13 protein-coding genes are annotated in these 14,380 nt (G+C 70.8%); 7 read left to right on the forward strand and 6 right to left on the reverse strand.

The window, feature by feature from the left end:
- Nucleotides 1-139 precede the first annotated feature (139 nt).
- The 4 genes from araD to FNV62_RS15100 all read right to left on the reverse strand — a co-directional run bounded on the left by araD (nt 140) and on the right by FNV62_RS15100 (nt 4,391).
- Nucleotides 140-1,891 carry an L-arabinonate dehydratase gene (gene araD / locus FNV62_RS15085; RefSeq protein ID WP_144315301.1) on the reverse strand — a complete coding sequence of 584 codons (1,752 nt, stop codon included), beginning with the start codon at nt 1,889-1,891 and terminating at the stop codon, nt 140-142.
- Nucleotides 1,888-2,796, reverse strand: coding sequence for a dihydrodipicolinate synthase family protein (locus tag FNV62_RS15090; protein ID WP_060899646.1), 909 nt, complete (start codon nt 2,794-2,796; stop codon nt 1,888-1,890). The genes araD and FNV62_RS15090 overlap by 4 nt, the downstream gene beginning before the upstream one ends.
- Nucleotides 2,793-3,449, reverse strand: a complete 657-nt coding sequence (locus FNV62_RS15095; protein ID WP_054232312.1) for a GntR family transcriptional regulator — start codon at nt 3,447-3,449, stop codon at nt 2,793-2,795. Before FNV62_RS15095 ends, FNV62_RS15090 begins: the two co-directional genes overlap by 4 nt.
- Before the next feature lie 342 nt (nt 3,450-3,791).
- On the reverse strand, nt 3,792-4,391 hold the full coding sequence (locus FNV62_RS15100; RefSeq protein ID WP_144315302.1) for a TIGR03086 family metal-binding protein: 600 nt from the start codon (nt 4,389-4,391) through the stop codon (nt 3,792-3,794).
- A gap of 172 nt (nt 4,392-4,563) precedes the next feature.
- On the opposite strand from FNV62_RS15100, the gene FNV62_RS15105 reads away from it, so the two are divergent.
- Nucleotides 4,564-5,754, forward strand: a complete 1,191-nt coding sequence (locus FNV62_RS15105; protein WP_144315303.1) for an MFS transporter — start codon at nt 4,564-4,566, stop codon at nt 5,752-5,754.
- Between the two features lie 18 nt (nt 5,755-5,772).
- Here FNV62_RS15105 and FNV62_RS15110 read toward each other — a convergent pair whose 3' ends face one another.
- Together FNV62_RS15110 and FNV62_RS15115 are read right to left on the reverse strand one after the other, a co-directional pair.
- Nucleotides 5,773-6,945 carry a hypothetical protein gene (locus FNV62_RS15110; protein WP_144315304.1) on the reverse strand — a complete coding sequence of 391 codons (1,173 nt, stop codon included), beginning with the start codon at nt 6,943-6,945 and terminating at the stop codon, nt 5,773-5,775.
- Nucleotides 6,942-7,961, reverse strand: coding sequence for a 5-dehydro-4-deoxyglucarate dehydratase (locus FNV62_RS15115; protein WP_225900259.1), 1,020 nt, complete (start codon nt 7,959-7,961; stop codon nt 6,942-6,944). The genes FNV62_RS15110 and FNV62_RS15115 overlap by 4 nt, the downstream gene beginning before the upstream one ends.
- A gap of 254 nt (nt 7,962-8,215) precedes the next feature.
- On the opposite strand from FNV62_RS15115, the gene FNV62_RS15120 reads away from it, so the two are divergent.
- The 6 genes from FNV62_RS15120 to FNV62_RS15145 all read left to right on the forward strand — a co-directional run bounded on the left by FNV62_RS15120 (nt 8,216) and on the right by FNV62_RS15145 (nt 14,380).
- Nucleotides 8,216-9,040, forward strand: a complete 825-nt coding sequence (locus tag FNV62_RS15120) for an NAD-dependent epimerase/dehydratase family protein (protein ID WP_097284171.1) — start codon at nt 8,216-8,218, stop codon at nt 9,038-9,040.
- Between the two features lie 363 nt (nt 9,041-9,403).
- On the forward strand, nt 9,404-10,165 hold the full coding sequence (locus FNV62_RS15125; protein ID WP_060902183.1) for a DeoR/GlpR family DNA-binding transcription regulator: 762 nt from the start codon (nt 9,404-9,406) through the stop codon (nt 10,163-10,165).
- A 78-nt stretch (nt 10,166-10,243) separates the two neighbouring features.
- Nucleotides 10,244-11,611, forward strand: coding sequence for an ABC transporter substrate-binding protein (locus FNV62_RS15130; RefSeq protein ID WP_097284172.1), 1,368 nt, complete (start codon nt 10,244-10,246; stop codon nt 11,609-11,611).
- Nucleotides 11,608-12,546: a carbohydrate ABC transporter permease gene (locus FNV62_RS15135; RefSeq protein WP_060902182.1), complete on the forward strand. Its 939-nt coding sequence runs from the start codon at nt 11,608-11,610 to the stop codon at nt 12,544-12,546. Before FNV62_RS15130 ends, FNV62_RS15135 begins: the two co-directional genes overlap by 4 nt.
- A complete protein-coding gene (locus tag FNV62_RS15140; protein WP_067364318.1) occupies nt 12,543-13,394 on the forward strand; it encodes a carbohydrate ABC transporter permease in 852 nt (283 codons plus the stop codon). The genes FNV62_RS15135 and FNV62_RS15140 overlap by 4 nt, the downstream gene beginning before the upstream one ends.
- Nucleotides 13,391-14,380, forward strand: a complete 990-nt coding sequence (locus FNV62_RS15145) for a zinc-dependent alcohol dehydrogenase family protein (protein WP_143612986.1) — start codon at nt 13,391-13,393, stop codon at nt 14,378-14,380. Before FNV62_RS15140 ends, FNV62_RS15145 begins: the two co-directional genes overlap by 4 nt.

Below are 14,380 nucleotides of genomic sequence, written 5' to 3' on the forward strand. Positions count from 1 at the left end.
GCCGTGGAACGCTTGCTGTACGACAGGAAGCGCTTGCTACGTACACATGGGTGAAGCGCTTGCTGTTTGGTGATCGCTGCTTGCTGCTCAAGATGTCGATCAGGTGAGACTCAAAGAGGGGCGGCCCTCGCGGACGCGCTCAGCCCGCGTACGGGTCCGGCACCTTCCCCGGCCGGGCCAGGAAGGCGAAGTCGCAGCCGGTGTCCGCCTGGGTGATCTGCTCGTTGTAGAGCGCCCCGTACCCGCGCTCGTACCGTTCGGGCGGCGCCGTCCACTCCGCCCTGCGCCGCTCCAACTCCGCGTCGTCCACGTTGAGCTGGAGCGACCGCGCCTCGACGTCGAGGGTGATCGTGTCCCCGGTACGCACCAGGGCGAGGGGTCCGCCGATGTGCGACTCGGGCGCCACGTGCAGCACACAGGCGCCGTAACTCGTGCCGCTCATCCGGGCGTCGGAGATCCGCACCATGTCCCGCACCCCCTGCTTCAGCAGATGGTCGGGGATGGGCAGCATCCCGTACTCCGGCATGCCGGGACCGCCCTTGGGCCCGGAGCCCCGCAGCACCAGCACGCTGTCCGCCGTGATGCCGAGCGAGGGGTCGTTGATGGTCCGCTGCATGGTCTTGTAGTCGTCGAAGACGACCGCGGGACCGGTGTGCTTGAGCAGCTGCGGCTCGGCGGCGATGTGCTTGATGACGGCGCCGTCGGGGCAGAGGTTGCCGCGCAGTACGGCGACTCCGCCCTCGGCCGCGACCGGGTCGCGCCGGGTGCGGATGACGTCGTCGTCGTGCACCTGGGCGCCGGCCAGTTGCTCGCGCATGCTGTCGTACGACACCGTCGGCCGGTCCAGGTGCAGCAGATCGGTGATCCGCGACAGGAACCCGGGCAGACCGCCGGCGAAGTGGAAGTCCTCCATGAGGTACTTCTGGCCGCCGGGCCGGACGTTCGCGAGCACCGGCACGGTCCGCGCGATCCGGTCGAAGTCGTCGAGCGTGAGGGTGACGCCCGCCCGGCCCGCCATGGCGATCAGGTGGATCACGGCGTTGGTCGAGCCGCCGAGTCCGAGGACGGTCGTCACCGCGTCCTCGAACGCGTCCGCGGTGAGGATGTCGGACAGCTTGCGGTCCTGGCGGACGAGTTCGACGATCCTGAGGCCCGCCGCGGCCGCCATCCGGTCGTGCCTGGAGTCGACAGCGGGGATGCTGGACGCGCCGGGCACGGTCACCCCGAGCGCCTCGGCGGCGGCCGTCAGCGTGGACGCCGTACCCATGGTCATGCAGTGCCCCGGGGAGCGCGCGAGCCCGCTCTCCAGCTCGGTCATCTCGCAGTCGCCGATGAGTCCGGCGCGCTTGTCGTCCCAGTACTTCCACATGTCGGTGCCGGAGCCGAGGACCTCGCCTCGCCAGTGACCAGGCAGCATGGGCCCGGCGGGCACGAAGACGGCCGGCAGGTCGACGGACGCGGCGCCCATGAGCAGGGCGGGCGTGGACTTGTCGCAGCCGCCCATCAGTACCGCGCCGTCGACGGGATACGAGCGCAGCAGTTCCTCGGTCTCCATCGCCAGCAGGTTGCGGTAGAGCATGGGGGTCGGCTTCTGGAAGGTCTCGCTGAGGGTGGAGACCGGGAATTCGAGCGGGAAGCCCCCGGCCTGCCACACCCCCCGCTTCACGGCCTGCGCGCGGTCGCGCAGATGGACGTGACAGGGGTTGATGTCGGACCAGGTGTTCAGGATCGCGATGACCGGCTTGCCGAGGTGCTCCTCGGGAAGGTAGCCGAGCTGGCGGGTGCGGGCCCGGTGGCTGAAGGAGCGCAGACCCGACGAGACGCCGCTGCCGTACCACTGATGGCTCCGGAGCTCCTCGGGGCGCTTCGGCTCCCTTCTTCCCTGGCTCATATGGACCACCCCGCGGCGATGGCGGCGACTTCCGCCCGCTCGGACTCGGGCAGTTCCCTGCTCGGCGGGCGCACCTCGCGGCGGCACAGGCCGAGCGAGGCGAGGGCCTCCTTGACGACGGTGACGTTGTTGGCGGAGGTGTTCGCCGCGCGCAGCTCCTCGAAGCGGCGGATCTGCTCCCAGACCTTCATGGCGGCCGGGTAGTCGCCGGCTCGAAGGGCTTCGATCATGTTCAGGGAGACGGCCGGGGCGACGTTCACGAGGCCCGAGGTGAAGCCCGTGGCACCGGCCGAGAAGTAGGACGGGGCGTACGGTTCGGCGAGGCCCGCGACCCACACGAACCGGTCGAGCCCCGCGTCCCGGGCGAAGGCGGCGAAGCGGGCCGCGTCGGGGACGGCGTACTTCACGCCGATCACGTTCGGGCAGACGTCGGCGAGGTCGGCGAGCCGGGCGCCGGGCAGCACCGGGTTGCGGATGTAGGGCACGACGCCCAGCTCCGGCACGGCCTCGGCGATGGCCCGGTGGTAGTCGACCCAGCCGCCCTCCGAGACATAGGGGTGCACGGGCTGATGGACCATCACCATCTGTGCCCCGAGCTCCCGGGCGTGCCGGGCGGAGGCGACGGCGGTCGGCACGTCGTGTCCGACGCCGACCAGGACGGCGGCGCGGTCGCCGGCCTCGTCGATCGTCAACTCGGTAACGAGGTTCCGCTCTTCGGGGGTCAGCGCGTAGAACTCACCGGTGTTGCCGTTCGGCGTGAGGGTGCGGATGCCGCCGTCGAGCAGCCGACGCAGCAGGGCCCGGTGGGTGTCGCCGTCGATCGTCCCGTCCTCCGTGAAGGGGGTCACGGGGATCGCCACGACCTCGGCGAGCGCGGCCCGCTGGGTCTCGTACGTCGCTGTCATTCCTGTCCAACCTCTTCCTGGGTCGCGGGGAAGGCCCGTCGCACGAACGACTCGATGTGGGCGTGCAGCGCGCGGGCCGCGCCGTCGGCGTCACCGTCCAGGGCGAGGCGCAGGATCTCCCGGTGCTCGCTGGCCTCGCGCTCCCAGGACGGGTCGGCGGCCCAGGCGACCGCCGACACCAGAGCGGCCTGGTCACGCACTTCGTCGAGCATCCGGCCGAGCAGCGGGTTGCCGCAGGAGACGTACAGGGCGCGGTGGAACTCCCGGTTGGAGAGCGAGCGTTCGGCGGTGTCGGAGGCGTCGTCGGCGCGGGTCAGCGCGTCGCGTGCGGCGTCGAGCGACGCCTGGCGCCGTACGGTCCGCCGCAGCGCCTCCGGCTCCAGCAGCAGCCGCACGTCGTACACCTCGCGCGCCATGTCCGCGTCCACCATGCGTACCGTGACGCCCTTGTACTGGTTCATCACGACGAGTCCGGTACCGGCCAGGGTCTTGAGCGCCTCGCGCACGGGCGTCTTCGACACCCCGAACTGCGCGGCGAGCTCGGTCTCGACCAGGGCCTGTCCCGGGGTCAACTGCCCGGTGAGGATGCGGTGTTTGATCCCCTCCAGCACGAATTGCGTGCGGGACGGGATCGGAATGGGCACAGAGGTCATGCGCGCCTCTCGGATCTGTATCTGATCTCGTGTATCGCGTCTCATATATGACGTACGAAGTACGACGCGTTGAAGGTAGGAGCGCAGCCGTGTTTCGTCAACGCTTCAGACAAAAGAAGTTGCAGTGACCAAGGAGGTCCGGGCCGTCGGACGGCTCATGCGCGGTGTTCGCTTTCGCGATGTCTCTCCTTGTCCGCCTCGCGGGGGAACGCCGGAACGCCCCCTCGCGCTCGGCCGACTCCCCATACAAACTCGACCCACGGCCCATACGCCTCGATGCCGCGCCCGATCAGATCACACACAGCCCTTCCGCAGTCCGTACGCTTCTGCAACTCGGCCGGGCTACGGCTTCCAGCCGGGGTCGCGGCCGCTCAGGCCGATCACGCGGTCGAGGAGGGGCGCGTCGTCGGGCACCGGCACCACGGGGCCGAACACGCCCTGGCCCGGACCGGAGTTCTCGGCCGCGGCGGCGAGGAAGCCGTACGCCGCCCGCAGCGCGACCTCGTCGGGCTCGTACTCCCGGCAGGTGGCCCGGGCCAGGTCCCAGCCGTGCACCACCAGTTCGTCGGCGGCCACGGCCCCGGCGACCGCGCCCGGCAACGTCACCCCGCCCGCTCGGGTCTCACCGGTCCAGGCGGCCGGGTCGCGCCAGGCCTCGGCGAGCTCGTCGAGCGCCTTCGGCAGGGTCTCGCGCCAGTCGGGCCCGATGTCCGGCACCACGGAACCGGGGTTGGTGTCGGTCGTGACGCCCAGGTCCTTGCGCCCGGCGTCGCGGAAGGCGACGGCCAGTCCGCCCAGATGCCCGAGCATGTTGCGCACCGCGAGCCCGGGACAGGGAGTGTCGCCGTCGAGCTGCTCCTGCGTCATCTCCGCCGCGAGGCGCGCCACGATCAGGGCCTGCGGCCCGAGGTCGAAGGTGTCGAAAGTCCGGTCGTCAGTCATCCAGTGCTCCCCAGCTCTTCAGCCCTGGAGCCCTTCGGCTCTTACGGGCTCGTCTGTGACTTCGCTCCTTACGTGGACCGGACCCAAGCCCGGAACTCATCGCTCCCCGGCCGAGGAGATAGGGCGGATGCCCGATCCCCGACCGCCCTCCTCAGCACCACGATCACCTGCCATGACATGGACGGTGGCGCGTGTGATGGGCGACCGCGACGCGGGGTTGTACCTGACCGGAGTGGTGGTCTCGGGCTTCGGCTCGTCGGCGATGTGGCTGGTGTCGGGGATCTGGGTCAAGGACCTGACGGACTCGAACGGTCTGGCGGCCCTGTGCGTGTTCGCCCTCTGGGCCCCCACGCTCGTCGGCCCCGTCCTCGGCGTGCTCGCGGACCGCACCCGCCGCCGACCGCTCCTGATCGCCGTGAACCTGGCCCTGGCCGCGCTCCTGCCGACGCTGTTCGCCGTGACCACCCGGGACCGCCTGTGGATCCTCTTCACGGTGCTTTTGATCTACGGGGCGGCGGGCGTCGTCCATGACGCGGCGGAGTCGGCGCTCGTGGCCACGGCCGTCGACAGGCACCTCCTCGGCGACTTCAACGGCCTGCGCATGACGGCGAGCGAGGGCATGAAGCTCCTGGCCCCGCTCACCGGGGCAGGCCTGTACGCGGCCTACGGCGGTGCGAGGGTGGCCGTCCTGGACGCCGTGACCTTCGCCCTCGCGGCCGGGCTGTACGCGCTGCTGCGGGTCCGCGAGGCCCCGCCCGTCCCGGACCCCTCGGCCTGGCGGGCCCGGACCGCCGAGGGCGTCCGCCACATCCGGCATCATCCGGAACTTCGGCCACTGGTCCTGGCCGCGGCCACGACCATGCTCTTCGCGGGCCTCAACGGCGCCACGGTCTACGCCGTCGCCGAGGGTCTTGGCCACTCCCCCGCGTACGTCGGCCTCCTCTACGTCGCCCAGGGCGTCGGCTCGGTGCTGATCGGCCTGGTCTCGGGCCCCCTGCTGCGCCGACTGGGCGAGCGCCGCTTCGCCGCGTACGGCATCGTCCTCACGGCGGTCGCGGTCGCGCTCCGCGCGGTTCCGTCCGACCCGGTGGCCCTGGTCTGCGGCGCGGCGATCGGCTTCGGTCTCCCCTGCGTCCTGATCGCCGCGTACACCGCCGTCCAGCGCGAGACTCCGGCCCCGCTCCTCGGCCGCACCTCCGCCACCGCGAACACTCTGATGTACGCCCCGAACGCGCTCGGGCTGGCCCTCGGCGCGGGCCTGGTCGAACTGGTCGACTACCGGCCCCTGCTCCTCACCCTCGGGCTGATCCGGCTCCTGACCCTGCCCCCACTCCTCCAACGCCGAAGGCCCCGAGATTCATAGGGCCCCCGGGGTCTGGACTCAGACCGACCCCGTCAACACCGCCCGCACGGCTTCCAGATCCCCGTCCGAAGCCAACCCCGCGTGATACAGCCGCAGTTCGGTCGCGCCCGCCTCAGCCGCCCGGGCCGCGTCGTCCGACAAGGTGCCCGGACTGCCTCCCATCCCCGACACGACCGTGAAGTTGGCGGCCAGTACGGCCGCGTCCCACCCCTGTTCCGCGAACGGCGTCAGCGGGCCCACCCCACCCGTGCACGGCACCACCACCCCGTCCGCCACGGACAGGATGTGCCCGGGATCGACCCCGGCGTTCGCCCCGCAGTGGTACGACACGGGATCGGCGTGCAGCACCACCTGGAAGCCGGCCGGCGCGGCCGCGCGCACCGCGGCGACGACCGTCTCCTGGAGCGAACGGGCCACGCCCTCACGCCACGCGCGCGTGGCGGCCGCCGTCTCACCCCCGAGCAGCTTCTCGACCACCGGCCAGCCGCCCTCCGACGGCACCTCCCCCCGCCACACCGGCTCCAGCGCCTCCCGGACGGCCGACGCCAGGTCATCCGCGTCGAGCCCGCATCCCCCGTACCCCGCCCGGCAGGCCGCGCAGAAGCAGAGCGACATCAGGTACTGGCCGGCGTCCCCGAGTCCCACCCCGCCGATCTTGTCGTGCGCGTGCAGATGCGCGAGGCCGTACCAGCCGAGCGACTCCAGCTCCGTACCCAGCGCCCCGGGCCGCACCGCCGCCTCCACCGCGAGGTCGACGAGGTACGCCCGTGTGTCGGCCTGCGCGATGCACGGCGCCCACGCGTAGCGGTCCCCGTAGGCGTTGACGACGGAGGTGGACGGATGCTCGGCACCCATCCGGGAGTTGTGCGCGAGGACCACCCATGTGTGGACGTCAAGCCCGGCCTCCGCGAGCGCGCCGGCCGCCTCCCCGTACGCGTCCCCGGGCGCCCACTCCCCGGCGGCGTACGGCCGCAGCGCGCGCCCCTCCCACCGTGCGTCGTCGACGGGGTACAGGACGGCGGCGTGCGCGGCCGTCACGATCCGGTGCCGGGGGTGGCGGGGGGTCAGCGCGCGCGTGGAGTGGTACGCGGAGGCGAGCGTCGCCTGCCGCACCCCGAGCCCGGCGATCCGCTCGGCCGCCCCCGGATCCCCGACGACGTCCCACGGATAGACGAAAGCGGACGCCTTCACTCGCCCTCCCCCAGCCGTCCTTCTCCCGCAGGTCCCTCAAGCGCTCCCTCAGGTCCCTCAAGCACTCCGTCAGGACCCTCGAGCGGTTCCAGCAGCGCGTACCCCCGCTCGATCAGCTGCGCGAGCTGCTTCACATGGTCCTCGGTCGGCTCGTGCAGCGGCGGCCGTACCTCACCCACGTCCAGCCCCCGCAGCCGCACCCCCGCCTTGACCAGGGAGACCGCGTATCCGCGGCCCTGGGCCCGCAGGTCGACGAAGGGGCGGTAGAAGCCGTCCAGCAGCCGGTTCGCCGTCTCGTCGTCGCCCGCGTTGAGCGCCGCGTGGAACGCCAGGGCGATCTCGGGTGCGAAGCAGAAGACCGCCGACGAGTACAGCGTGATGCCGATGCCCCGGTACGCGAGCCCCGTCAGCTCGGCGGTCGGCAGCCCGTTGAAGTACAGGAAGTCACCGGGGACCTCGCTGCGCACGGCGCTCACGATCCGCTGCATCAGGTCGAGGTCGCCCACCCCGTCCTTGAAGCCGATGATCCCTTCGGTGCGGGCGAGTTCGACCACGGTCTCGGGCGTGAACACGGCGTTGTCGCGCTGGTAGACCACGATGTCCAGCGAGGTCGCGGCGGCGAGTTCCCGGTAGTGCCGCAGGAGCCCCTCCTGCCCCGCCACCACCAGATACGGCGGCATCGCGAGCAGCCCGTCGGCCCCCGCCTCCTCGGCGAGGCGTGCGAACCGTACGGCGAGTGCGGTCCCGTACCCGGCGCCGGCGACGACCGGAACCCGCCCGGCCGTCTCCTCCACCGCCGCCCGCACGCAGTCCTGGAACTCCTCGGGCGTGAGCGCGTGGAACTCCCCGGTGCCGCAGCAGGCGAAGACGGCGGCGGCACCCGCCTCGACGCCGCGCCGCACGTGCGCGCGGTAGGTGTCGAGATCGAGGGCACCGTCGGGGCCGTACGCCGTGATGGGGAAGAACAGCGGCCCGCTGGGGACGCTGAGCCGAGCGGCAAGGGGGGCTGACGTCACGGACTCTCCCTGGGGCAGGTACTCACGCACACAACAGCGAGTGCATGTTTCTGATCCATGTCCATATTTCTGAACGCCACCACGCTAAAGCGCGACCTTGGGGCCGGTCAAGCGCGCAAACCCGCGACACAGCAGCGGATTCGCCACCTCCGCGCGACACTTGACGCAGCAGGTCGGGGCTCCTTAGCGTGTCCATGGATGTGAATGCCGTACACGAATACGGCCACTCACTGTGGCCGTGAGGAGAAGCCCGCATGCCCGCTCCCCGCACCGTTCTGCTCACCGGCGCCGCCGGCGGACTCGGCACCCTGATGCGGGGGCTGCTGCCGGACTACGGCTACGAGCTGCGCCTCCTCGACCTGATGCCCGTCGAGGGCGAGCCGGACGCGCTCACCGCGGACCTCGCGGACAAGGCCGCGCTGCGCGAGGCCGTGCGGGGCGTCGACGCGATCATCCACCTCGCGGGCATCTCCCTGGAAGCCTCCTTCGACAAGATCCTCAAGGCGAACATCGAGGGGACGTACAACCTGTACGAGGCGGCGCGCGAAGAGGGCGTACGACGCATCGTCTTCGCCTCCTCCAACCACGCCGTCGGCTTCACCCCGCGCCCCCGGGGCGAGGCCCCCTTCGACGACAGCGCTCTGATCCCCATCGACACCCCGCACCGCCCGGACACCTTCTACGGGCTCTCCAAGTCCTTCGGCGAGGACCTGGCGCAGTTCTACTGGGACAAGCACGGCCTGGAGACGGTCTCGGTCCGCATCGGCTCCTGCTTCGCGGAGCCGACCAGCGTGCGCATGCTCTCCGTCTGGATGAGCCCCGAGGACGGCGCCCGTCTCTTCCACGCGGCGCTGACCGCCGAGGACGTACGGCACACGGTCGTCTACGGCTCCTCCGCCAACACCCGGCTGTGGTGGGACCTCTCGACGGCCCGGGCGCTGGGCTACGAGCCGCGCGACGACTCCGAGCCGTACGCCGAGAAGCTCATCGCCGAACAGGGCGAGCTCGACCCGGCCAACCCGGACCACGCCCACCTGGGCGGCCATTTCACGACGCGTCCGCCGATCTGGCCGTACTGACGACCGGACCACCGGACGGCCGTACTGGTGACCGGACGGCCCTACCGACGACCGGACGGCTGCCGTGGCGACGACCGGGCGGCCGGAAGACGACCGTGCGGCGAGGGCGCGAGAGGGCGGGCGGGCACCGAACGGGCCCGCCCGCCGCCGTGTTCGGGCACCAACCCTGCCCGATCCCACCCCGCTCACCGCTGCGCCCCAGGTCCGGCACGGGCACCCGCCCCGCCAAACGGTCACAGCCGGGCACCATCGGTCACGCAACAGGCCTGGTCAGTGCCGCGCACCCGCTGTAGAACTTCCCCCAAGGCCCACACCGGGCCCGAACGGGCAGTACGCACGGGACGCAGGGAGCAGGTGTCGGCCATGACCGCGGAAGAACGTCAGCGGGAGATCGTCAGGGCCGCCCGCCGTACCGGCGCGGTCGACGTCACCGCGCTCGCCGCCGAACTGGGCGTCGCCAAGGAGACCGTACGACGCGACCTGCGCGCCCTGGAGGACCACGGCCTGGTCCGCCGCACCCACGGCGGCGCCTACCCCGTGGAGAGCGCCGGGTTCGAGACGACACTCGCCTTCCGCGCCACCAGCCATGTGCCCGAGAAGCGCCGGATCGCGAGCGCCGCGGCCGAGCTGCTCGGGGACGCCGAGACCGTGTTCATCGACGAGGGGTTCACCCCGCAGCTCATCGCCGAGGCACTCCCCAAGGACCGGCCACTGACCGTGGTCACCGCCTCCCTGGCCACGGCGGGCGCGCTCGCCGAGGCCGACCACACCAGCGTCCTGCTGCTCGGCGGCCGGGTCCGCCCCGGCACACTCGCGACCGTGGACCACTGGACGACGAAGATGCTCGCCGGCTTCGTCATCGACCTGGCGTACATCGGCGCCAACGGCATCTCCCGCGAACACGGCCTCACCACCCCCGACCCGGCGGTCAGCGAGGTCAAGGCCCAGGCGATCAGGGCCTCCCGGCGCACGGTCTTCGCGGGCGTGCACACCAAGTTCGGGGCGGTCAGCTTCTGCCGCTTCGCGGAGATCACCGCCCTGGAAGCGATCGTCACGAGCACGCTGCTTCCGACGTCGGAGGCACACCGGTACTCCTTGCAAGGCCCCCAGGTCATCCGAGTCTGAAAACCCAACTCACCCACTACAAGGGCACAGCCACACCCGCGAAAGCCCTTTATCTCCCTATACGTCCAGGAGCGATCCATGCGAACCCAGAGCCGACGGAGGCCGCGCGCACTCGCCGCGGTCGCCGCAGGGACGCTGCTCGCCCCGCTGCTCTCCGGCTGTTGGGTCGGAGCGGGCGGGTCGGGGTCGGGCGGCGACTCCATCAACGTCCTGATGGTCAACAACCCGCAGATGGTGGAGCTGCAGAAGCTCACCAAGGCGCACTTCACCAAGGAGACCGGCATCAAGGTGAACTTCACCGTGCTGCCGGAGAACGACGTCCGCGACAAGATCAGCCAGGACTTCGCCAACCAGGCCGGCCAGTACGACGTCGCCACGCTCTCCAACTACGAGATACCGATCTACGCCCGCAACGGCTGGCTGCACGACATGGACTCCTACGTACGCCAGGACAGCGGCTACGACGAGCAGGACATCCTCGCCCCCATGCGGCAGTCCCTGACGGCCGCCGACGGCAAGCTCTACGGGCAGCCGTTCTACGGCGAGTCGTCCTTCCTGATGTACCGCAAGGACGTCTTCGCCCAGAAGGGCCTGACGATGCCCGACCACCCCACCTGGGAGCAGGTGGGACAGCTGGCCGCCGAGGTCGACGGCGCCCAGTCCGGCATGAAGGGCATCTGTCTGCGCGGCCTGCCCGGCTGGGGCGAGCTCATGGCGCCCCTCACCACCGTCGTGAACACCTTCGGCGGCACCTGGTTCGACAAGGACTGGAAGGCCCGTCTCGACTCCCCCGAGTTCGAGAAGGCGACGAAGTTCTACGTGGACCTCGTACGGGGGCACGGCGAGTCCGGCGCCGCCCAGTCCGGCTTCGCCGAGTGCCTCAACAACATGACCCAGGGCAAGACCGCCATGTGGTACGACGCCACCTCCGCGGCGGGCTCCCTGGAGGCGTCCGACTCCCCGGTCAAGGGCAAGATCGGCTACGTACCCGCGCCCGTCGAGAAGACCAAGTCCTCCGGCTGGCTCTACACCTGGGCCTGGGGCCTGCAGAAGGCCTCCCACAACTCCGACAAGGCCTGGAAGTTCATCTCCTGGGCCTCCAGCAAGCAGTACGAACAGCTGGTCGGGGACACGATCGGCTGGTCCAACGTGCCGGCCGGCAAGCGCGCCTCCACCTACACGAACGCCGCGTACACCAAGGAGGCCGCCGCCTTCCAGGAGATGACCCGCGAGGCCATCGAGGGCGCCCGGCCGCGTGACCCGGGCGTGCAGCCGCGCCCCGCGCCCGGCATCCAGTTCGTCGGCATCCCCGAGTTCACCGACCTCGGCACCAAGGTCTCGCAGGAGATCAGCGCGGCCATCGCCGGACGCCAGTCCGTCGACTCGGCCCTGAAGAAGTCCCAGAAACTCGCCGAGAAGATCTCCAAGGAGTACGAGGGACGATGACCGCCACGACAACGGCCCCCGTGGCCGCCACTCCCGTACGCACCCTGGGAAAGCCGTCCAACCGGCTGCGCGCCTGGGCCACCCGCGCCCCGCTGCTCCCCGCCCTGATCTTCATGGTCGCCGTGACCCAGCTCCCCTTCGTGGCCACGCTGGTGATCTCCTTCTTCGACTGGAACGCGCTCTACCCCAAGGCCCGCCACTTCACCGGCCTCTCCAACTACTCGGACGTCCTGACCGACCCCGACCTGCGCCACTCCGTCTGGACGACGATCCTCCTGACGGCGGCCGTGGTCGTCGCCAGCCTGGTCATCGGCCTGGGTCTGGCCCTGCTCCTGGACCGCAAGTTCCGCGGCCGGGGCATCGTCAGAACGCTCCTCATCGCCCCCTTCCTGGTGGTCCCGGTGGCCGCGGCCCTGCTCTGGAAGCACGTGCTCTACAACCCGGAGTACGGCCTGCTCAACGGACTGCTGCATTACGTCGGCGGCCCCCAGCCGGACTGGATCTCGGGCACCCCGCTGCTGGCCGTCGAGGCCTCGCTGGTCTGGCAGTGGACGCCGTTCATGATGCTGATCCTCCTGGCCGGCCTGCAGAGCCGCGACCACCAGCAGATCGAGGCCGCCCGGGTGGACGGCGCGAGCGACTGGCAGGTCTTCCGCTATCTCACCCTCCCCCACCTGCGCCGCTACCTGGAGCTCGGCGCCCTGCTGGGCTCGATCTACATCGTCCAGAACTTCGACGCGGTCTTCACCCTCACGTCCGGCGGCCTGGGGACGGCGAACCTCCCCTACACCGTCTACCAGAGCTTCTACCAGGCCCACGAGAACGGCCTCGCCTCCGCCGCGGGCGTCCTGGTCGTCATCGGTTCGATCATCATCGCGACCTTCGCCCTGCGCGTGGTCTCGTCCCTGTTCCGCGAGGAGGTGTCCCGCGCATGAGCGCCACCACGATCCGCGTACGACCCCGGCGTGCCCGGGGAACGGGCCTGGGCCTGCTGGCCTGGCTGCTCGGTGTGCTGTTCTTCCTGCCCATCGCGTGGATGGCCCTGACGTCGTTCCACTCGGAGTCGGACGCGGCGACCAACCCGCCGTCCTTCGGCGCCGCCCTCACCCTCGACGGCTACCGCGACTTCTTCGGCACGGGCGGCGGCGCGAGCCCCTGGCCGGCGCTGCTCAACTCGACGGTGGCCTCGGTGGTCTCCACCCTCTGCGTCCTCCTGCTGGCCTTCCCGGCGGCGTACGCACTCTCCATCCGCCCGGTGAAGAAGTGGACGGACGTCCTGTTCTTCTTCCTGTCGACGAAGATGCTGCCGGTGGTCGCGGGCCTCCTCCCGATCTACCTCTTCGCGAAGAACACCGGAATGCTGGACAACATCTGGCTCCTGGTCATCCTCTACACCTCCATGAACCTGCCGATCGCGGTGTGGATGATGCAGTCGTTCCTCGCCGAGGTACCGGTGGCGGTGATCGAGGCGGCCCAGATCGACGGCGCGAAACTGCCGACGATCCTGGCCCGGGTCGTAGCCCCCATAGCCCTCCCCGGCATCGCGGCCACGGCCCTGATCTGCTTCATCTTCAGCTGGAACGAACTGCTGTTCGCCCGCGTGCTGACCGGTGTGGTCGCCGAGACGGCCCCCGTCTTCCTGACCGGCTTCATCACCAGCCAGGGCCTGTTCCTGGCCAAGGTGTGCGCCGCGTCGCTCGTCATCTCCCTGCCGGTGCTCGCCGCGGGGTTCGCCGCCCAGGACAAACTGGTCCAGGGCCTGTCCTTGGGAGCCGTCAAATGAAGGCCGCCGTCATCGAGTCCGTGGGCCGCGCCGTCGTCACCGAGGTCCCGGACCCGACGCCGGGCCCCCGCGAGGTCGTCGTCGAGGTCGCCGCCTGCGGCCTGTGCGGCACGGACCTGCACATCCTCCAGGGCGAGTTCGCGCCGAAACTGCCGATCGTGCCCGGGCACGAGTTCGCCGGCGAGGTGGTCGGGGTCGGCGCCCAGGTCACGGAGATCTCGATCGGCGACCGCGTGGCGGTGGACCCCTCCCTCTACTGCTACGAGTGCCGCTACTGCCGTGCGGGCCACAACAACCTCTGCGAACGCTGGGCCGCGATCGGCGTCACCACGGCGGGCGGGGCCGCGCAGTACGCGGTGGCCCCGGTGGCGAACTGCGTGAAGCTGCCCGAGCACGTACGCACCCAGGACGCGGCCTTGGTGGAGCCGCTGTCGTGCGCGGTACGCGGCTATGACGTCCTGCGGTCCCGCCTGGGAGCCCATGTCCTGATCTACGGCTCCGGGACGATGGGCCTGATGATGCTGGAGCTGGCCAAGCGGACCGGCGCGGCGAGCGTGGACGTGGTGGACCTGAACGCGGCCCGACTGGAGACGGCACGCACGCTCGGTGTCTCGGGGTCGGCGGCGAACGCGGACCAGCTGGACCGGCCGCAGGGCTGGGACGTCGTCGTCGACGCGACCGGCAACGCGGCGGCCATCCAGGACGGCCTGGACCGGGTGGCCAAGGCGGGCACGTTCCTCCAGTTCGGGGTCGCCGACTACGCCACCCGCGTGACGATCGACCCGTACCGCATCTACAACCAGGAGATCACCATCACCGGTTCGATGGCGGTGCTGCACAGCTTCGAGCGGGCGGCGGAGCTGTTCGCGAACGGCGTGCTCGACCCGGAGATCTTCATCAGCGACCGGATCGAGCTGGAGCGGTATCCGCAGGCGCTGGAGCAGTTCGCGGCCGGGGTGGGCAGGAAGATCGTGGTGGTTCCGTAG

Origin of the sequence: Streptomyces sp. RLB3-17 (assembly GCF_007113425.2) — a bacterium.
Lineage (GTDB): Bacteria > Actinomycetota > Actinomycetes > Streptomycetales > Streptomycetaceae > Streptomyces > Streptomyces mirabilis_D.

What these genes read in the sequence shown, in the direction of transcription:
- araD (WP_144315301.1), bottom strand. Translation starts at nt 1,891, where the DNA reads ATGAGCCAGGGAAGAAGGGAGCCGAAGCGCCCCGAGGAGCTCCGGAGC.
- FNV62_RS15090 (WP_060899646.1), bottom strand. Translation starts at nt 2,796, where the DNA reads ATGACAGCGACGTACGAGACCCAGCGGGCCGCGCTCGCCGAGGTCGTG.
- FNV62_RS15095 (WP_054232312.1), bottom strand. Translation starts at nt 3,449, where the DNA reads ATGACCTCTGTGCCCATTCCGATCCCGTCCCGCACGCAATTCGTGCTG.
- FNV62_RS15100 (WP_144315302.1), bottom strand. Translation starts at nt 4,391, where the DNA reads ATGACTGACGACCGGACTTTCGACACCTTCGACCTCGGGCCGCAGGCC.
- FNV62_RS15105 (WP_144315303.1), top strand. Translation starts at nt 4,564, where the DNA reads ATGACATGGACGGTGGCGCGTGTGATGGGCGACCGCGACGCGGGGTTG.
- FNV62_RS15120 (WP_097284171.1), top strand. Translation starts at nt 8,216, where the DNA reads ATGCCCGCTCCCCGCACCGTTCTGCTCACCGGCGCCGCCGGCGGACTC.
- FNV62_RS15125 (WP_060902183.1), top strand. Translation starts at nt 9,404, where the DNA reads ATGACCGCGGAAGAACGTCAGCGGGAGATCGTCAGGGCCGCCCGCCGT.
- FNV62_RS15130 (WP_097284172.1), top strand. Translation starts at nt 10,244, where the DNA reads ATGCGAACCCAGAGCCGACGGAGGCCGCGCGCACTCGCCGCGGTCGCC.
- FNV62_RS15135 (WP_060902182.1), top strand. Translation starts at nt 11,608, where the DNA reads ATGACCGCCACGACAACGGCCCCCGTGGCCGCCACTCCCGTACGCACC.
- FNV62_RS15140 (WP_067364318.1), top strand. Translation starts at nt 12,543, where the DNA reads ATGAGCGCCACCACGATCCGCGTACGACCCCGGCGTGCCCGGGGAACG.
- FNV62_RS15145 (WP_143612986.1), top strand. Translation starts at nt 13,391, where the DNA reads ATGAAGGCCGCCGTCATCGAGTCCGTGGGCCGCGCCGTCGTCACCGAG.